Origin of the sequence: Arthrobacter crusticola, from assembly GCF_004357995.1 — a bacterium.
In the GTDB taxonomy this organism is placed as follows: Bacteria; Actinomycetota; Actinomycetes; order Actinomycetales; family Micrococcaceae; genus Arthrobacter_D; species Arthrobacter_D crusticola.
This window is the reverse complement of sequence record NZ_SMTK01000003.1, coordinates 345050-362816: the sequence shown is the minus strand read 5'-3', so window position 1 is coordinate 362816 and position 17767 is coordinate 345050. Positions and strand designations below refer to the sequence as shown.

15 protein-coding genes are annotated in these 17767 nt (G+C 71.6%); 6 read left to right on the top strand and 9 right to left on the bottom strand.

Features of this window, described 5'->3' with window-relative positions; translation table 11 throughout:
• The 5 genes from E2F48_RS17630 to ssd all read right to left on the bottom strand — a co-directional run bounded on the left by E2F48_RS17630 (position 1) and on the right by ssd (position 4197).
• The gene (locus tag E2F48_RS17630) at positions 1-441 is read right to left on the bottom strand and encodes a DUF4244 domain-containing protein (RefSeq protein ID WP_246018740.1); all 441 of its coding nucleotides are present in this window, start codon (positions 439-441) and stop codon (positions 1-3) included.
• 144 nt (positions 442-585) lie between these two features.
• On the bottom strand, positions 586-1146 hold the full coding sequence (locus E2F48_RS09415) for a type II secretion system F family protein (protein WP_133403733.1): 561 nt from the start codon (positions 1144-1146) through the stop codon (positions 586-588).
• Positions 1146-1919, bottom strand: a complete 774-nt coding sequence (locus E2F48_RS09410; protein ID WP_133403732.1) for a hypothetical protein — start codon at positions 1917-1919, stop codon at positions 1146-1148. The genes E2F48_RS09415 and E2F48_RS09410 overlap by 1 nt, the downstream gene beginning before the upstream one ends.
• Complete coding sequence (locus E2F48_RS09405) at positions 1916-3049, bottom strand: TadA family conjugal transfer-associated ATPase (protein WP_133404130.1); 1134 nt, start codon at positions 3047-3049, stop codon at positions 1916-1918. The genes E2F48_RS09410 and E2F48_RS09405 overlap by 4 nt, the downstream gene beginning before the upstream one ends.
• A gap of 80 nt (positions 3050-3129) precedes the next feature.
• Positions 3130-4197, bottom strand: coding sequence for a septum site-determining protein Ssd (ssd, locus tag E2F48_RS09400; protein WP_133403731.1), 1068 nt, complete (start codon positions 4195-4197; stop codon positions 3130-3132).
• A 131-nt stretch (positions 4198-4328) separates the two neighbouring features.
• Here ssd and E2F48_RS09395 point away from each other — a divergent pair, with 131 nt between their 5' ends.
• Positions 4329-6020: a bifunctional 3'-5' exonuclease/DNA polymerase gene (locus E2F48_RS09395; protein WP_133404129.1), complete on the top strand. Its 1692-nt coding sequence runs from the start codon at positions 4329-4331 to the stop codon at positions 6018-6020.
• A gap of 190 nt (positions 6021-6210) precedes the next feature.
• Here E2F48_RS09395 and E2F48_RS09390 read toward each other — a convergent pair whose 3' ends face one another.
• The 3 genes from E2F48_RS09390 to E2F48_RS09380 are packed head-to-tail and all read right to left on the bottom strand — an operon-like array spanning position 6211 to position 9166.
• Positions 6211-6888: an NUDIX hydrolase gene (locus tag E2F48_RS09390; protein WP_246018738.1), complete on the bottom strand. Its 678-nt coding sequence runs from the start codon at positions 6886-6888 to the stop codon at positions 6211-6213.
• Positions 6885-7682, bottom strand: a complete 798-nt coding sequence (gene nth, locus E2F48_RS09385) for an endonuclease III (protein WP_133403730.1) — start codon at positions 7680-7682, stop codon at positions 6885-6887. The genes E2F48_RS09390 and nth overlap by 4 nt, the downstream gene beginning before the upstream one ends.
• A gap of 44 nt (positions 7683-7726) precedes the next feature.
• Complete coding sequence (locus E2F48_RS09380) at positions 7727-9166, bottom strand: hypothetical protein (RefSeq protein WP_133403729.1); 1440 nt, start codon at positions 9164-9166, stop codon at positions 7727-7729.
• Between the two features lie 304 nt (positions 9167-9470).
• On the opposite strand from E2F48_RS09380, the gene acs reads away from it, so the two are divergent.
• From acs to E2F48_RS09355, 5 genes are all read left to right on the top strand, one after another.
• A complete protein-coding gene (gene acs / locus E2F48_RS09375; protein ID WP_133403728.1) occupies positions 9471-11435 on the top strand; it encodes an acetate--CoA ligase in 1965 nt (654 codons plus the stop codon).
• A gap of 123 nt (positions 11436-11558) precedes the next feature.
• Positions 11559-12878 carry an MFS transporter gene (locus E2F48_RS09370; protein WP_246018736.1) on the top strand — a complete coding sequence of 440 codons (1320 nt, stop codon included), beginning with the start codon at positions 11559-11561 and terminating at the stop codon, positions 12876-12878.
• A gap of 26 nt (positions 12879-12904) precedes the next feature.
• A complete protein-coding gene (gene aroQ / locus E2F48_RS09365) occupies positions 12905-13381 on the top strand; it encodes a type II 3-dehydroquinate dehydratase (protein WP_133403727.1) in 477 nt (158 codons plus the stop codon).
• Between the two features lie 57 nt (positions 13382-13438).
• Positions 13439-15163, top strand: a complete 1725-nt coding sequence (locus tag E2F48_RS09360) for a dipeptide ABC transporter ATP-binding protein (RefSeq protein WP_133403726.1) — start codon at positions 13439-13441, stop codon at positions 15161-15163.
• 124 nt (positions 15164-15287) lie between these two features.
• A complete protein-coding gene (locus tag E2F48_RS09355; RefSeq protein ID WP_133403725.1) occupies positions 15288-16751 on the top strand; it encodes a protein adenylyltransferase SelO in 1464 nt (487 codons plus the stop codon).
• 84 nt (positions 16752-16835) lie between these two features.
• Here E2F48_RS09355 and E2F48_RS09350 read toward each other — a convergent pair whose 3' ends face one another.
• Positions 16836-17765 (bottom strand): ABC transporter permease, encoded by a 930-nt coding sequence (locus E2F48_RS09350; protein ID WP_425455774.1) that lies wholly within the window; start codon positions 17763-17765, stop codon positions 16836-16838.
• Positions 17766-17767: the final 2 nt, after the last annotated feature.

The following is a 17767-nucleotide window of genomic DNA, read 5'->3' as shown; positions in this document are numbered from 1 at the left end:
TCACCCGAAGCTGAGGGCGTTGGTGATCAGGGACATCAGCATCCCGCGGATCTCACTGCTGGAGAGCACAGCCACCAGCAGCGCGGCGAACCCTACGGCCGCCAGTGTCACGATCGCGTACTCGGCCGTCGCCAGCCCCGCTTCGCGCATGCCGACGGAGACCCGGCCCGGCAGTGGACGTCCGGTGTGTCCGCTGCCGGACGTTCCGGCCGTTCTCAGGGAGGGCGGTGCGGCCGGGGCGTGAGCGCCCACCGCGGCCAACCCCGGCAGGGAGGGCCCCGGCACGATGGACGTGGACGCGGCCGGGTCCGTACCGCATGCGGCGTCGCCGGAAGAGGCCTGCGGGGTGCGGGAGGCTGTGGAACAGCGGCAGAGCCGGCCGGACATCGGGACGGCCCGTCCCGGCAGCCGGACCGCGGGGGACAGAATGGTCTTCGCCATGGGTGCTCCTCAGGGTTTCGTCCCGCCGATACCCGACGGGACCTTGTGGTGGCCGCCGCGGCTGCGGCGTCCTTCGACTCTGCCTCCCGCTGCGGCCCCGCGGGCGCGGGTCCGGCCCTAAGTGGATAACCCGGGCGGCCGGGTCTACCCGGTGGGAAGGAGCGCCAGGACGACCGGGACGACGCCCAGGCAGGCGAAGGCCGGCAGCGCGCACACACCGAGGGGCACGACGAGGCGAACGCCCAGAGCGGCCGCCCGCCGCTCCAGGGCGCGGTTCTGCCGGCGCCGCAGCTGGGCGGCCCGGGCGTGGACGATCGCAGCGGACGGCGCGCCGGTCACGGCTGCAAACCCCAGGGCCGAGCGCAGTTCATCAACGGCCGTCCGGCCGGCCCGTCCGCGGGGAGCGGGCCCGGAGTCCCAGGCGCTGTTCCATTCCGCGCCCACTTCAAGGGCTCCCCGAACGCCCCGGAGCTTCAGTGCGACGGGTTCTGCGCAGGAGTCGGCCAACACCCCCAGCGCGTGCGTCACCGGCGCACCTGCGGTGAGCATCGCGCCGATCAGGTCGAGCATCAGGGGGACATCGATGATGCCGTCGCGCGGCCCGGGTTCCGGGGCCCTGCCGCGTACCTCCGGCACTCCGCGGGAGGCGCCCAGCACCATAGAGGCTGCGAGCAGAAGCAACCCCACGCTGGCTCCGGTGGACATCACGGACCCCGTACCGCGGCGGCCACCAGACGCTTGGACCACAGCCGCCCCGCGAGCATCAGCCCGAGACCGAGCAGGAGCGTTAGCAGCCCGAGCGGGGACCCCAGAAACACCCCCACGGGATTGACCCCCATGAGGTAGCCGAGCAGCACTCCGACGACCGGAAGCCAGCCGAGCAGCGTCACGGTGGCCCGCGGCCCCGCCAGCGCAGTCTCCCGGGCGGCCTGCGCATCCACCGCCGCATCAAGCTGCACGGCGTACCGCGTCAGGACCTCCGCCAGCGGCGCCCCGCTGCGCTCGGCGACCGAAAAGCACGAGGCCAGGTCCACCCACAGGGTCGGCGCCGGATCACCCGGCCCCGCTCGCGCCCCTGCCCCCTCCGCCCTGCCCGGGTCGCGCAGCACCGCGGTGACGCTCAGACCCAGGGATGCGCTGCGCCCGGCCGCCCCGAGGACCGGGAGTGCCTGCGCCGCGAAGACCGAACCAGTTCCGGCTGCCTCGGCGTAGAGAAGCTCAAGATCCTTCCACAACACCAGCGGTGATCGTCCGGCCCGGAGCAGGCCCGTGATCTGGTGCACCAGGAGGGCCGGCTCGTGCGCCTCCACGGCGGGCTGCCGCCGGAAGCGCCGCGCAAAGCCGGTCTGGCCGGCCCGGGCTACTCGGGCGCCGGACGGCGGTGCCGGCCCGGCGGGGATGCTGCTGGGCAGCGGAGGATCGGCCCGGAGGACCAGGACCGCGAAGGCGAGCAGCAGCCCCACCAGCAGGCCGGTCACCGCGGGCCCTCCCCTGCGAGGCGGGCCGTGAGCGCCGTCCAGGCCTCGCCGCGGGTGCACGCCGAGCCGCTGGAGGTCAATGCGGGCCGCACGACGAGCCGCCCGCCGGACAGCCCGATCAGGGCGATCCGCTCCACCCGCCGCCCCTCGGCGCCGCGGACCAGGTGGATGACAACATCAAGGGCGCTTGAGGCCTGCACCGCGAGCGCCTGGGGGGTCATACCCGCCAGGGCTCCCAGCGCCGTCAGCCGGGCAGGGACGCTGGCGGCGGAGTTCGCGTGCACCGTACCTCCGGCGCCGTCGTGCCCGGTGTTCATGGCCGCGAGCAGTTCGCGCACCTCCGCGCCCCGGCACTCCCCGACGATCAGGCGGTCCGGGCGCATCCTCAGGGCCTGCCGCACCAGTTCCGCCAGGTCGACCGCGCCGGCGCCCTCGACGTTCCCGTGGCGGGATTGAAGTCCGACGGTGTGGGGGTGGAGCGGGTTGAGCTCGGCGGCGTCCTCCACCAGAACGAGGCGTTCGGCCGGGCTGCTCAGGCCCAGCAGCGTCGAAAGCAGTGTGGTCTTCCCCGTCCCGGTTGCCCCGCTGATGAGGAAGTTCAGCCGCCTGCGCACGACCTGCGCCAGGATGGCGGCCAGGTCCGCCGGAACGGCACCCGAGGCGCAGAGCTCGGTCAGCGTGAAGACCCGCTCCCGGCGGATGCGGATGGACAGCAGGGTTCCCGCCGTCGAAACCGGCGGGAGTACCGCGTGGATCCGGAAGCCCCTGAGCCGCACGTCGACGCACGGATTCGCGTCGTCGAGCCTGCGCCCTCCGGCCGCCACCAGCCGGGAGGCGAGGGCACGGACGTCGTCGTCGCCGGCGAAGGCCAGCGGCACGCGGCGCAGCCCGCCGGCACCATCCACCCAGACGTCCCCGGGCCCGTTCACCAGGATGTCGGTGACGGAGTCGTCCTGGGCGAGCCGGTGCAGCGGCCCGAGGCCCTGGAGTTCGGCCCGGATACCGTCGACGGCGGTGAGGGTCCCTTCCGAGCCCAGGAGCCTGCCCGTGGACCGGACGGCCTCCGCGAGCCCGGCACCGGTCACCGGCGCCGAACCGGCGACCACACTGCGGCGGACGAGGTCGACCATATCCGGGTCGGTTCCACCGGCCCGGATTCCGGCCGGCACCGGCTCGCCCCGGCGGGGTCGGGCGCCGGGAAGCCCCCCGGTCATGCCGCGTCCCGGCCGTCGAGGGCGGTCTCGAGGATGCCCCGGCAAACCCTGCGGATGGAGCGCTGGCGGCCACGGTCGAGGAGCCGGCCCTGCGCCTCGGCCGCGGGCACGCCTGACAGATGCGGCAGGAAGGCAGGCTCGGGCACCTCCAGCACCTCCGCCACCCGGTGCGGCAGGAGTCCTCCCCGGACGGGTCCGCGCAGCACCAGGTGCACCGGCGTGGGCGAGAACCGGGGGAGCAGGGCGGCCGCCGCTGCCACCGGACGCAGCCGGGCCGGCACCAGCAGCACCACGCTGCCGCAGCAGGCCAGGAGCGCATCGTCAAGGCCCCCTGCGGTCCCGAGATCGACGACGGTCAGCTGGAACGCCTGCCGCGCGGCGTCCAGAACCGGACCGGCAGCGGAGGAAGCCCCGACGGGCGCCGACCGAAAGGGACCATGGGAAAGCAAAGAGAAACCGGCGGGCCGCGGCAGTGCGGCCGCGAACTGCGCGGGGTTCAGCGCCCCGCGCACACGGTCCAGATCCCGCCACCGCAGCCCGGCGGCGGCGTCACCCAAAGCCAGTTCGATGCCCCCGCCCAGCGGGTCCCCGTCGACCAGGAGGGTCGCGGCACCGGTCGAGGCGGCGCCGTCGGCGAGCCAGCAGCTGAGCGTGCTCGCCCCGGCTCCTCCTGCCGCCCCGAGGACCCCGAGCACCGGGCCCGCGGCGGCCGACCGCGCCCGGCCCAGGTGTTCGGCGAGCCACCCGGCGGCCTGCGGCAGGATCGCCACCCTGCCGGCACCCCGCGCGGCCGCCGCGGACCAGACGGCGTCCTCCTCCTCGCGCAGGCCGACCAGGATCACCGGACACCCGTGCGGGAGGCCGCCCCCGCCGGCATCCGGGGCAAGCAGAAGCACCGAGGGAGAATGCCGAAGCGCCTCCGGCACTGAGGACGCCACGATCAGTGCCACCCCGGCCGCCGCCGCAACCCTCGCAGCCTCATCCCGGAGGGCCTGCGCCGCGCCCACAAGCACCACCCGCTGGTCCTCCGAGCCTGCGGGAGTCCAGGAACGCCGTTCCGTCATCCTTCAAGGGTGTGCGGCCGCGGTTCTCTCCGGCGGCGACGGCCGCGTATGTGGACAACGCTGCCGATCCGCGGGCCGTCCCGGCGGCCCTGCTGCCCATGGTCCCGCCCGGGGACGGGCAGAATGAAGACATGTATGTCGTCGTGGCGCACCCGCCCAGCACCGACCGGGACACCGCCGCCGTCTTCCAACCCCTCGACACCGCCGGCGCGCCGTCGGGACCTGCGGTGAATGCCGCCGCCGAAGACCTGCACCGCACCTTCGCCCGGTTCGAGGCCGGCTCGCCCCGCTGGGTCTGGGAGAGCACGCGCGCCTGGTATCCGGGGCTGCTCGCGGCGGGCATCAGCGTGGAACGCTGCCACGACCTTGCGCTCACCCGCGCCGTCCTGGCCTTCTCCCCCTACTGCTCCTCCTCGGCCTACGCGGAGGAGCTGCGCTCGCGCCTGGTGGACGGAGAAGAACCGTCCCTGCCCCGGCAGATCCTGCCTCCCCCGCCTGCACCCAACCAGAGCAGCCTGTTCGATGACGTGCCCACGGCATCCGGACCCGAGGCCGGGGCCGTCGCCGCGGAGTTCCGCTCCCAGCTGCAGGCCGTGACCGGCTCCACCCACCCCCGCCGGCTTTCCCTGCTCCTGGCGGCCGAGTCGGCCGGCGCGCTGCTGGCCGCCGAAATGGAATCGACGGGCCTTCCCTGGCGGCGTGACATCCACGAGGAACTGCTCGAGCGGCTGCTGGGCGCCCGCCCGCCCGAAGGCCAGCGCCCACCGGCCCTCGAACGTCTGGCCACCGAACTCCGGGAGGCCCTCGGCAGCCCGACGCTGAACCCGGATTCGCCCCAGGAGCTCATCCGGGCACTGCACCGGGCGGGCATCGAGGTGGCTACCACCCGCTCCTGGGAGCTTGAGCAGCAGAAGCACCGGGCGATCGGGCCCCTGCTCGCCTACAAGAAGCTCTCCCGGCTGCTTACGGCGAACGGCTGGACCTGGCTCGACACCTGGGTGGACAACGGCCGCTTCCGCCCCGAGTACGTCGTCGGCGGGGTGGTCTCCGGGCGGTGGGCTTCCCGAGGCGGCGGGGCGCTCCAGATTCCGAGGATGGTGCGCGACGCCGTCCGCCCCGACCCGGGCCACGTGCTGATCGTCGCCGACGCGGCCCAACTCGAACCGCGGGTCCTGGCCGCGCTGGCTCAGGACTCGGCCCTGGCCACCGCCGCCCGCGGCAAGGACCTGTACCAGGGCATTGCCGAACAGGGCTTCGGCGGGGACCGCGCCAAGGCCAAGCTGGCGATGCTCGGTGCGATGTACGGAGCCACGACCGGCGAGTCCGGGCGCCTGATGCCCCAGCTCGCCCGCACCTACCCCCGGGCGATCGGCGTCGTCGAAGCGGCCGCGCGGGTCGGCGAATCCGGTGGCACGGTCGGAAGTTTCCTCGGGAGGGGCTGCCCGCCGGCCTCCGAACGGTGGCGGGCCGCGCAGCGGACCACGAGCGCCGAAGAGCAGCGCCGCGCCGACGCCGCGGCCCGGTCGCGGGGCCGCTTCACCCGGAACTTCGTGGTGCAGTCGACCGCAGCGGAATGGGCGCTGTGCTGGCTGGCGGAGGTCCGCCGGAGGCTCCGCGTGCTGGGCGGCCCGGCGGCCGTGACGGGAATCGTCTTCTTCCTGCACGACGAGGTCATGCTCCATGTGCCCGAGGAGCGCGCCGGCGAGGTCAGCCGGTTGATCGAGGAGTCGGCCGCAGCGGCCACGGAGTTGATGTTCGGCAGGATACCGATCGAATTCGCGGTCAACGTCCTCGTCGTCCACTCCTACGCCGACGCCAAGTAGCCTCCGCACGCCGTCCACCGTCAGCCGTGCACCGCACGCCGTCCACCGTCCACCCCCCGAACCGGGCTCCGTCTCGCCGAAACTGCACATCACCACGCTCTGCGCGCAGCGAAGGGTGGTGATGTGCACACTCGGCGGGGGCGGAAGCGGAGAGCGGGGCTGCGGAACGGCCGCCAGGCGGGCCACGGAATCAGGGCGGCGGGATGACCAGCGACTCGTCCCACGGCTCGGTCCAGCCCAGGGCATCGAACAGGGAACTGAGAAGCATCCCGGTGAATCCCCACACGGTGGCCTCGGGCAGGACGAAGCCGGGGCTGAGGCCGGTGGAACCGCCGCGCTGGAACGCGACCGTCCTGCGGTTGGCCGGATTCAGCAGGTCCCGGACGGGCGCGCGGAAGACCTGGGCCGACTCGCCCTCGTCCACGACGCCGACCGGGGTGGGCAGCAGCCACCAGCCAAGCACGGGCGTGACCAGGAAGTTGCTGTAGGGCAGTCCGACCTCGGGCAGTGCGCAGAGCACCTCGACTCCCGAGGGCTCCAGCCCGGTCTCCTCCTGTGCCTCCCGCAGGGCGGCCGCCCGCTCGTCGGCATCACCGGGGTCGATGGCACCACCGGGGAAGGCGACCTGCCCGGGATGGTTGTTGAGGGAATCCGCGCGCTGGACCAGCAGCAGGTCGAGGTCGGCCGGCGCGGTGGCCGGATGGCCGGGCGCCAGATGGTCATCGGCCGTCCCAAAGAGAATCAGCACCGCCGCCCGCCGTGCCTTCTTCGGGTTGAGGATCCGCAGGCGCCAGGCGGTCGGCAGGTCAAGCGAGTCGGCGTCCTTCATGGACTCCGCATAGTCGCGCAGGGACTGGTAGGCGCTCACGTTCCCAGGGTGTATCCGGCCGCACGGAGTTCGGTCCGGGTCTGCCCGCTGCGCATCAGCCCGAGCAGCTCCTCACGCCCCGGTGCCAGTTCGTACTTCAGCAGCTTCGCCGCCTTCACCGGGTCCACCTCCCCCTCGCCGTAGGAGGGGCAGAGCGCCGCGACGGGACAGGCACCGCAGGCGGGTTTCTTGGCGTGGCAGATCCGGCGTCCGTGGAAGACGAGGCGGTGGGAAAGGTCCGTCCAGTCCCGCGGCTCGAACAGCGCACCGACCTCCGTCTCGACCTTGACCGGATCCTCGGATTCGGTCCAGCGGAAGCGCCGCGCCAGCCTGCCGAAGTGGGTGTCGACGGTGATCCCGGGAATCCCGAAGGCGTTGCCCAGCACCACATTGGCCGTCTTCCGGCCCACTCCGGGGAGCGTGACAAGATCCTCGAGCCGGCCCGGAACCACCCCGTCGTACTCGTCGACAAGGCGGTTCGCCAGGGCCAGCAGGCTGTTCGCCTTGGCCCGGAAGAACCCGGTCGGCCGGATCAGCTCCTGCAGTTCCTGGGGATCGGCCTCGGCGAGCGCCCGGGCGTCCGGGTACCGCTCGAAGAGGACGGGCGTGGTGAGGTTGACCCTCACATCGGTTGTCTGGGCCGAGAGCACCGTGGCCACGAGGAGCTCGAAGGCGTTCCGGAAGTCGAGCTCCGCATGGGCGTACGGGTACACCTCCCCGAGGACACGGTTGATCCGGCGGGCACGGCGCTTCAGGGCCGTGGCCGAGACGGCCTCATTGGTCTGCCCCTTCATGGTTCGGCCTCCCGTGCCTGGCGTGCTGTCGGAGGGCAGCGGGATTACTCCCGCGGTGCCCGTTCGATGTTGGTGAGGTTGCGCATGACGCCGATCTGCCCGGTCCTCTTGTCCTGCACGAGGAACTCGGTGCCGCGGTCCTCGATGCCCACTTCCCAGTCGCCGGGCTGCACGATGAAGAGCTGGCGGCCGGACTGTTCGTCGACGACGGGCCGGGGCGTGCCGACGGCGAACCAGAACGCCTCGACCACCTGCTCCTCCTCGGCGCTCCGGGTTGCCGAGATGGTTTCCTGCTGGCGGGGGCCGGCCTCGGTCACCGGGTGGACGCGGGTCTGCGCGTCCGACGACGCACCGGCACCTGCGGTGGCGGGATCCGGGGTTCCCGAGTCCGGAGTCTGAGGCCGCCGGGTACCGGCTGCCGGATCTCCGGCCTCGGCCGGGCTCCACCCCGAGGGCTGGCCCGCTGCCCCGGCGGAGGGCGAACCGGCAGCGGCGGCCGCCGCACCCCCGGCGCCGGCCGCGGCCTGGAGCCCGCCCTGCGCCTCCGGCGCGGTCGGCGAACCCGCCGCGCCGGAGGCAGGAACCTGCCGAGCCGTACCCGAAACGGGAACCTCGACCGAATGCTGGTTGACCTTCTCCTCCTTGGCCGGCTTCGGCGCCTTGGGTGCCTTGGGTGCCTTGGGCGCCTTTGGCTGCGTGGGCAGGACGGCGCGGGCCACGGGATGCGCCGGCACCTCGGAGCGTTCCTTGAAATCCTTGGAGAAGAACGGCAGGTGCGGGGCCAGGACCGTTGCCACCAGCATGCCCACGGCGCCGATCAGCGACACCAGCGGGCCGATGTGGAAGGCGGTCATGGTCTGGAGGAAGAAGAACGCCGCGGCCAGGGCCGCCGCAATCGAGGCGAACTGGTCGACCGAGAACGAACCGACCCGCAGGCCCGAGGCCCCCTGCCGTCGCCCGATGACCAGGGCCGCGGCGGCCACGGGGAGCAGGATGCCGATGCCCACGAAGAACAGCGGAAGGGTGTTCCAGAAGTTGGCGTAGCGCACCTCTCCGCGGAAGAAGGGAAGCAGCGTCCCCAGGAAGATCACCGCGGCGGAGGCAAGCAGGACCACCTCCCGGAGCGTGAACGACCCGGCCACCGCCCTGCTGGAGCTGTACGGGCCCTCGGCACCCGGACCGGGACGCACGGCCGTGGTGGCCGCGCCCGCAGGCCGGTCCACCGCACCGGCGGAGCTGCCGGACCCGGAGGCGCTTCCGGCGGCAGGATTTCCAGCGGCGGAGTGCGCCCCGGCAGCATCCGCCGCAGCGGAAGTCCTGGTGGATGTCCCGGCCGACGTCCCGGTGGTCTTCCCCGCGGCTGGCTTCACGACGGCGGTGTCAGCGGCGGCGGCACCGCCGCCGGCACCAGCTGAGGATCGGGCGGTCGCGGCGTCCGGCTGCGCACCCACGCCCGCCGTCCGGTTCGTAGGGTCTTCGGTCATTGTTGCTCTCCCATTCGTGGCGGCGGCCCGCGGCCGCACGGAAGCACCCGGTGTGGCACCGGCTGCCCATGTCCTTCCTCCACAGTAGCCACCCCCGATCCCCTTTCACTAGCACGCGGGACACCGGGGCCGGGGCGGTGGAACCGCTCAACGCACAAAGTCGGCCTTTCACATCTGGAGTGTGATCGCTGACACAAGACCGGCGAACTGGCCGATAATGTTCGGGAAGTGCATCTGCGCAGCGGAACCGCTGCGCCGTCCTGGATTCCGGCCAGGAATGGATCGAGCCGCAGAGGGGTAAGAAATGTCCGACAGCGCCCAGAGGCAAGGCGACGCGTTTGAAAACCTGCTCCACGAGGAACGCCGCTTCCCTCCCAGCGAGGAATTTGCCGCACAGGCTCTCGCCCAGCCCTCCCTCTATGAGGAGGCACGCAGCAGGGGGACGGAGTTCTGGGCGGACCAGGCCCGGGCCTGCCTCTCCTGGGAGACCGACTTCACCCAGACCCTCGACTGGTCCGAGGCCCCCTTCGCCAAGTGGTTCGTCGGAGGGAAGCTCAACGCCGCGTACAACGCCCTCGACCGGCACGTCGAGGAAGGGCGCGGGGACCGTGTGGCCATCCATTTCGAAGGCGAGCCCGGGGACACCCGCAGCTACACCTACGCGGAGCTCACCGAATCGGTGAAGAAGGCAGCCAATGCCTTCGAGTCCCTTGGCGTGCAGAAAGGCGACCGCGTCGCGGTGTACCTGCCGATGATCCCCGAGGCGGTCATCACCATGCTCGCGTGCGCCCGCATCGGAGCGGTCCACTCGGTGGTGTTCGGCGGTTTCTCCGCCGATGCGCTGCGCAGCCGGATCGACGACGCCGAGGCCAAGCTCGTCGTCACCGCCGACGGCACCTACCGGCGCGGCAAGCCCAGCGCCCTCAAGCCCGCCGTCGACGCCGCGCTTGAAAAGGAGGGATCCACCATCACCAACGTGGTGGTGGTCCGGCGCAACAACGAACCGGTCGAATGGACCGAGGGCCGGGACGTCTGGTGGGACGACGTCGTCGACACCGCCTCCAGCGAGCACACCGCCGTGGCGCACGACTCCGAACACCCGCTGTTCATCCTCTACACCTCCGGAACCACCGGCAAGCCCAAGGGCATCCTCCACACCACCGGCGGGTTCCTCACGCAGACGGCCTTCACCCACAAGTACACCTTCGACCTGCGTCCCGAGACCGATGTCTTCTGGTGCACCGCCGACATCGGCTGGGTGACCGGGCACAGCTACGTCACCTACGCCCCGCTGATCAACGGCGCCACGCAGCTGATGTACGAGGGGACGCCGGACACCCCGCACCAGGGCCGGTGGTGGGAGCTGATCGAGAAATACAAGGTCTCCATCCTCTACACCGCCCCCACCGCCATCCGCACCTTCATGAAGTGGGGCCGGGACATCCCGAAGAAGTACGACCTCTCCTCGGTCCGGGTCCTGGGTTCGGTCGGTGAACCCATCAACCCCGAGGCCTGGATGTGGTACCGGGAGATCATCGGCGGGGGGAAGGCGCCGATCGTCGACACCTGGTGGCAGACCGAGACCGGCGCCCACATGATCTCGCCGATGCCCGGGGTGACCAGCACCAAGCCGGGCTCGGCGCAGGTCGCCGTCCCGGGCATCGCCGTCGACGTCGTGGACGAGATGGGCCAGTCGGTGCCCAACGGCTCCGGCGGCTACCTGGTGGTCCGCGAGCCGTGGCCGTCGATGCTGCGCGGCATCTGGGGCGACCCGGAGCGGTTCAAGCAGACCTACTGGTCGCGCTTCGACGATATGTACTTCGCCGGCGATGGAGCCAAGAAGGACGAGGACGGGGACATCTGGCTGCTCGGCCGCGTCGATGACGTCATGAACGTCTCCGGGCACCGGCTGTCGACCACCGAGATTGAGTCGGCCCTGGTCAGCCACCCGTCGGTGGCCGAGGCGGCCGTCGTGGGCGCCAAGGACGAGACCACCGGCGAGGCGGTGGTGGCCTTCGTGATCCTGCGCGGCTCGGCCAAGGATGACGACGACATCGTCACCACGCTGCGCAACCACGTGGGCAAGGAGATCGGCCCGATCGCCAAGCCGCGCAACATCCTCGTGGTCCCGGAGCTGCCCAAGACCCGCAGCGGCAAGATCATGCGGCGCCTGCTCAAGGACGTCGCGGAGGGCCGCGAGGTCGGGGACGCGACGACGCTGGCCGACAATACGGTGATGCAGCAGATCGCCGCCTCGCTGCGGAAGTAGCCCGTCCCAGGACCGCCCGCCGGGCCCGTCCTGCCGCTCCGGCGGCGGGCCCGGCGGGCGGTAGGTGTGAGATTGGACTCAAACGTTGGCACCCGTGCCGGAGCCGGGTGGACAATCGTCAGCGTGTCAAGTTCACTCGCCGCCGCGCCCGCCCCCGCCACCCGTCCCCGGATGGCCCGCCGGGCCGCCGGCGCCTCCTTCGTCGGAACCGCCCTGGAGTCCTACGACTTCTATGTGTTCGGCACCGCGGCCGCGCTGGTCTTCAATGAGGTGTTCTTCACCAAACAGGACCCCCTGGCGGGAACTCTGTCGGCGTTCCTGATCTTTGCCATGGGCTTCGTCGCCCGCCCGCTGGGTGCCATCCTCTTCGGGCACCTCGGCGACCGCATCGGCCGCAAGAAGACCCTGATCTGGACCATCACCCTGATGGGCCTGGCCACCGGAACGGTCGGCCTGCTGCCGGACTACAACACCATCGGGGTGTGGGCGCCGATCATCCTCACGGTGCTCCGCCTGCTCCAGGGGCTCTCCCTGGGCGGTGAATGGGGCGGGTCGATCCTCATCGCCACCGAGCATGCCGAACCGCGCCGGCGCGCGCTCTACGCGTCGATCCCTCAGCTGGGCTCGCCGGTGGGGACCATGCTGATCTCCCTGATCTTCCTGATCCTGACCGTCACGGTGCCCGACGTGATGACCACCTGGGGCTGGCGGATCCCGTTCCTGCTGGCGTTCCCCTTCCTCGCCGTGGCGATCTACCTGCGCCTTGCCATCGACGAGACTCCGGTCTTCAAGGACGCCGCCACCAGCAACAAGCTCGCCCGCATCCCCTTCCTCGAGGTCATCCGCTCACAGCCCGCGGCGATCGTGGTGGCCGCGGCCTCCGCGGTCCTCGGCATCGGCTCCTACTTCCTGATGGTGTCCTACACCCAGGCCTACGGCACCGAACGGCTGGGCCTGAGCGAGGCGACGGTCCTCAACGCCGCCCTGATCGGATCGCTGCTCCAGCTCGTCACCATCCCCGCCTTCGGCTACCTCGCCATGCGGCTCGGATCGGCCAGGGTCGTCGCCGGCGGAGCCCTGGGGACCGCGCTCATCGCGTTCCCGCTCTACTGGGTCATCAGCGTCTCCACCGCGCCGACCTACATCGCCGCGATCCTCATCGGAGGCATCCTGCCCACTGCCACCTGGGCGGCACTCGGCGGGCTCATGGCTGACATCTTCGATCCCCGGACCGCCTTCACCGCCCTGTCCTTCGCCTACAGCCTCGCGGCGATCATCGCCGGTTTCGTCCCCTCCATCACCCAGGCCTTCGGGCAGGCCACCGACGGCGCCTGGTGGCACCCGGGCATCGTGCTGGTGGTGCTCAGCCTCGTCACGTTCGTCGGGGCGCTCCTCGCCGTCCGGCTCCGCGCACGCCAGCAGGCAGCGGCCTCCGCGCTGTAGGCGGCGGGCTGGGGCATAGTTAAGCCATGACCGCGGCCCCCTCACTCAGCATCCTCCTGCTCAACGGCCCCAACCTGAACCTCCTGGGCACCCGGGAGCCGGGAATCTACGGCACCTCGACCCTCGCCGACGTCGAGGAGACGGCCCGCACCGCCGCGGCCGCGCGGGGGTGCACGCTGCGGGCCTTCCAGTCCAACTCCGAAGGCGCGCTGATCGACGCCATCCACGGTGCGGCGGGCACCGCCGGCGGGATCGTCATCAACGCCGGCGCCTATACCCACACCTCGATCGCCATCGCCGACGCGCTGGCCGCCGTGGGCCTGCCCGTGGTGGAGGTCCACCTGAGCAATGTGCACCGGCGCGAGGCCTTCCGGCACACCTCCTACATCTCCGCCGTCGCCGGCGCCGTGATCGTGGGGGCGGGGATCGAGGGATACCGGTTCGCGGTGGAGCACCTCGCGGCGCGGCTGGGCGCCCCGGCCGGGACGAGTCCAAAAAGTTAGCATCGGTCCGGAACGTCGCCTTACGCGAAAAGCGCACCGGTAGGGCACCATAGTTTCATGACGGATATCACTCCCGCCGGTACGGCGGCCAGCGACGCGCCCCTGCTCGAAGTCCGGGATCTCGCGATCAGCTTCCGCACCACCCACGGAGAGGTGCGCGCCGTCGAAAACGCGAGCTTCACGCTTCGCCGCGGCGCCACCCTGGCGATCGTCGGCGAATCCGGCTCGGGAAAGTCCACAACGGCCATGGCCTGCATCGGCCTGCTGCCGGGCAACGGCAAGGTCACTTCCGGGAGCATCCACTTCGAAGGCCAGAACCTCGTCGGCCTGGCCGAGACCAAGATGCGCTCCATCCGCGGCCGGGCGATCGGCCTGGTGCCGCAGGATCCGATGTCGAACCTCAACCCCGTCACCAAGATCGGCACCCAGGTCGCCGAGACACTGCTGGTCCACGGCATGGCCACCAAGGCCAACGTCAAGCAGAAGGTCATCGAGGTCCTCTCCGCCGCCGGCCTGCCCGACGCCGGCGAACGCGCCAAGCAGTACCCGCACGAATTTTCCGGCGGCATGCGCCAGCGCGCCCTGATCGCGATCGGCCTCGCCTGCCAGCCGCGGCTGCTGATCGCGGACGAGCCGACCAGCGCCCTCGATGTCACCGTCCAGCGCACCATCCTCGACCAGATCGACACCATGACCGACCAGCTCGGCACCTCGGTGCTGCTGATCACCCACGACCTCGGCCTGGCCGCCGAGCGCGCCTCGGACCTCGTGGTGATGCACCGCGGCCGGGTCGTCGAGACCGGCCCCGCCCAGCAGCTGCTCAACGACCCCCAGCACCCCTACACCCAGTCGCTGGTGCGCGCCGCCCCGTCCGTCGCCGCCGTCCGCCTGCGCCCGGGTGCCTACAACGACGACCCCGCCAAGCGGGCGAAGCTCGCCGAGGCCGTCTTCGCCGAGCACGAGAGCGGCAAGGCGGCGCCCCCGGCGAACATCGTGGAGATTCGGGACCTCACCAAGGTCTACAAGCGCCGCGGCAGTTCCGAGGACTTCTACGCGGCCAAGAACGTCACCCTCGACGTGCCGCGGGGCCAGACGGTCGCCATCGTCGGGGAGTCCGGTTCCGGCAAGACCACGACAGCCCGGATGCTCCTGAAGCTCATCGAGCCCACCTCCGGCACCATGACCTTCGACGGCATGGATGTCGCCACCCTCGACAAGGCCCAGCTCAACGACTTCCGTCAGCGGGTCCAGCCGATCTTCCAGGACCCCTATTCCTCCCTGAACCCGATGTTCACCATCGAGCGCATCGTCGAGGAGCCCCTCAACGCGTACAAGCGCGGCTCCAAGAAGGAGCGGGCCGCCCGGGTGCGGGAACTCATGGATCAGGTGGCCCTGCCCCAGAACGCCCTGCGCCGCTACCCCTCGGAGCTGTCCGGCGGGCAGCGCCAGCGCGTGGCCATCGCCCGGGCGCTGGCCCTGAAGCCCGAGCTGCTGGTCTGCGACGAGCCCGTGTCGGCACTCGACGTGCTCGTCCAGGCGCAGATCCTCAAACTCCTCGGCGACCTGCAGGCCGAACTGGGCCTGAGCTACCTGTTCATCTCCCACGACCTCGCCGTGGTGCGCCTGATCTCCGACTATGTGTGTGTCATGAAGGACGGCGAACTCGTTGAGGCAGCGACCTCCGAAGAGGTCTTCCAGAACGCCCGTCACCCCTACACCCGCCGGCTGCTCGCCTCCATTCCGGGCAACGAGCTGCAGATCGAGGGCGGCATCGCCTCCTAAGGCCGGGACGGCAGCGCCGCGGCCTCGCGTGCGGCACGGAGGCCGGGATGTCCACCCCGAAAGGTGTGCCCGCGGATAAGAAGTTGAAGCGGTCCGGCGGTGCCGGCGTGGGTATTCTGGGGACATGAGCGCCGTAACCGGATTCACTGCCACCCTGGACGGCCGCTTTGCCCGGGAGCTGGCGGAGCTGGCCATCCCCTGGCGGGCCGAGGAGGCACCGGAGCCGCGGCTGCTGGTGCTCAACGAACCGCTCGCCCTCACCCTGGGCCTCGACCCGGAGGCGCTGCGGACACCCGAGGGGATCTCGTTCCTCACCGGCACCTCGCTGCCCGCCGGAGCCACCCCCGTCGCCCAGGCCTATGCCGGCCACCAGTTCGGCGGCTACAGCCCCCGCCTCGGGGACGGGCGGGCACTGCTGCTGGGCGAGATCACCGGCACCGACGGCCGCCTGCACGATCTCCACCTCAAGGGGTCCGGGCGCACGCCGTTCGCCCGCGGCGGGGACGGCCTGGCGGCGGTTGGCCCCATGCTGCGCGAATACATTGTCAGCGAGGCCATGGACGCCCTGGGCATCCCAACGACCCGCTCACTGGCCGTGGTGGCCACCGGCCGGCCCGTGCGCCGCGAAACGGTGCTGCCCGGGGCGGTGCTCGCCCGGGTCGCGGCCAGTCACCTGAGGGTGGGCAGTTTCCAGTACGCCGCGGCCGGCGGCGATCTCGCCCTGCTGCGCCGCCTCGCCGACCACGCCGTCGCCCGGCACCACCCGCAGGCCGCCCAGGCAGAATCACCCTACCTCGCCCTGTTCGAGTCGGTGGTCTCCGCCCAGGCCTCCCTGGTGGCCCGGTGGATGCTCGCCGGCTTCATCCACGGGGTGATGAACACCGACAATATGACCATCTCGGGCGAGACCATCGACTACGGGCCCTGCGCCTTCCTCGACGCCTTCGACCCGGCCACGGTGTACAGCTCGATCGACTCCGGCGGGCGCTACGCCTACGGCAACCAGCCGCTGGTCGCCGAGTGGAACCTCGCCCGGTTGGCGGAGGCCCTGCTGCCCCTGATCGACGAGGACCAGGAGCGGGCCGTCGAGGCCGCGGTCGCCTCCCTCGAGGCCTTCCGCAGCCAGTACAGCGCCGCGTGGCTGGCCGGGATGAAGGCCAAGCTGGGCGTACCCGGCTCGGTGCCCGACGGCGAGGCCGCCCAGCTCGCGGACGACCTCCTGGCCCTCCTGCAGGCCGGCCGGCCCGACTACACCTCGTTCTTCCGGGACCTGGGCTCCGCCGCACGGGGGCAGGCCGGGCCGGCCCGGAGCCGGACCGCGGATCCGGCGGCGTTCGACGCCTGGGCGCAGCGCTGGCTCGCCCTCGGTCCGGACGCGGCGGCGATGGACCGGGCCAACCCGGCCTACATTCCCCGCAACCACCTGGTCGAGGAGGCTTTGGCGGCGGCCACGAACGACGACCTTGGCCCGCTGGCGGGCCTCCTCGAAGCCGTGACGGCCCCCTACGACGAGCGGCCCGGCCTGGAACGCTATGCCGTCGGCGCCCCGGAGGACTTCGGCCCGTACCGGACCTTCTGCGGCACTTAACGCCGACGCCCCGCCGCTGGTCAGTGGCGGGGCGGATTCGACAAGGTGGATTCGGCGGGGCGGCGGGAGCGGGCTCCCGCGGGACTACTTCTGCCGCGTCTTCGGATCCAGCGCCTCCCGGAGGGACTCCCCCAGCAGGGTGAAGCCGAGAGCGGTGATGGCGATGCAGGCGCCGGGCAGGAACGCCAGCTGCGGCGCGATGCTCAGCTCCGCCTGGGCGTAGGTGAGCATCCGACCCCACTCGGCGGCCTGAGGCAGTCCGCCGCCGAGGCCGAGGAAGGACAGCGCGGCGGCGTCAATGACCGCGGTGGCCAGAGTGAGCGTTGCCTGCACGATTACCGGACCCATGCTGTTGGGCAGCAGGTGGCTCATGGTGATCGTGCCCCGGCTCAGCCCGAGGGTCTGCGCGGCCAGGATGTAGTCGGATCCGCGCTGGGAGAGCATCGAGGAACGGAGCAGCCGCGCGAAGATCGGGATCTGCGAGACGCCGATGGCGATCATGATCGCGTACGGGCTCTGCCCGAGGATGGCCGCGATGCTCACCGCGAGCAGCAGGTTCGGCACCGACAGCAGGATGTCGACGAAGCGCATGATGACGTTGTCCACCCAGCCGCCGAAGCCACCGGCGAGGACGCCGAGGAGCATTCCGCCGGCGAGGCCCAGGGCGGTGGACACCACGCCGATCAGCAGGGACGCCTGGGCGCCCCAGATCAGCTTGCTCAGCAGGTCCCCGCCGAAGCGGTCGAGCCCGAGCGGGTAGCCGCCGATCTCCCCGGGCCCGGGGATGGTGGTGGGGGTGATTTCGGTGCGGCCGGGCAGCTCGTTGCCGCCGTAGGGGGCCAGGATCGGCGCGAGGAGCGCGACGAGCAGGAACAGGCCGATGATGACGGCGCCGGCGATGGCCTGCGGGTTGCGCCGCAGGCGGAGGAACGCGTCCTTCCAGAGGCCGGTTCCACCTCCGGTCTCGATCGCCGGGTCTGTCGGGGCTGCTGATCCGCCGACGGCGGGGGGCAAGA

Coding starts and splice junctions, on each gene's coding strand:
- E2F48_RS17630 (WP_246018740.1), bottom strand. CDS start 441: ATGGCGAAGACCATTCTGTCCCCCGCGGTCCGGCTGCCGGGACGGGCC.
- E2F48_RS09415 (WP_133403733.1), bottom strand. CDS start 1,146: ATGTCCACCGGAGCCAGCGTGGGGTTGCTTCTGCTCGCAGCCTCTATG.
- E2F48_RS09405 (WP_133404130.1), bottom strand. CDS start 3,049: ATGGTCGACCTCGTCCGCCGCAGTGTGGTCGCCGGTTCGGCGCCGGTG.
- ssd (WP_133403731.1), bottom strand. CDS start 4,197: ATGACGGAACGGCGTTCCTGGACTCCCGCAGGCTCGGAGGACCAGCGG.
- E2F48_RS09395 (WP_133404129.1), top strand. CDS start 4,329: ATGTATGTCGTCGTGGCGCACCCGCCCAGCACCGACCGGGACACCGCC.
- nth (WP_133403730.1), bottom strand. CDS start 7,682: ATGAAGGGGCAGACCAATGAGGCCGTCTCGGCCACGGCCCTGAAGCGC.
- E2F48_RS09380 (WP_133403729.1), bottom strand. CDS start 9,166: ATGACCGAAGACCCTACGAACCGGACGGCGGGCGTGGGTGCGCAGCCG.
- acs (WP_133403728.1), top strand. CDS start 9,471: ATGTCCGACAGCGCCCAGAGGCAAGGCGACGCGTTTGAAAACCTGCTC.
- aroQ (WP_133403727.1), top strand. CDS start 12,905: ATGACCGCGGCCCCCTCACTCAGCATCCTCCTGCTCAACGGCCCCAAC.
- E2F48_RS09360 (WP_133403726.1), top strand. CDS start 13,439: ATGACGGATATCACTCCCGCCGGTACGGCGGCCAGCGACGCGCCCCTG.
- E2F48_RS09355 (WP_133403725.1), top strand. CDS start 15,288: ATGAGCGCCGTAACCGGATTCACTGCCACCCTGGACGGCCGCTTTGCC.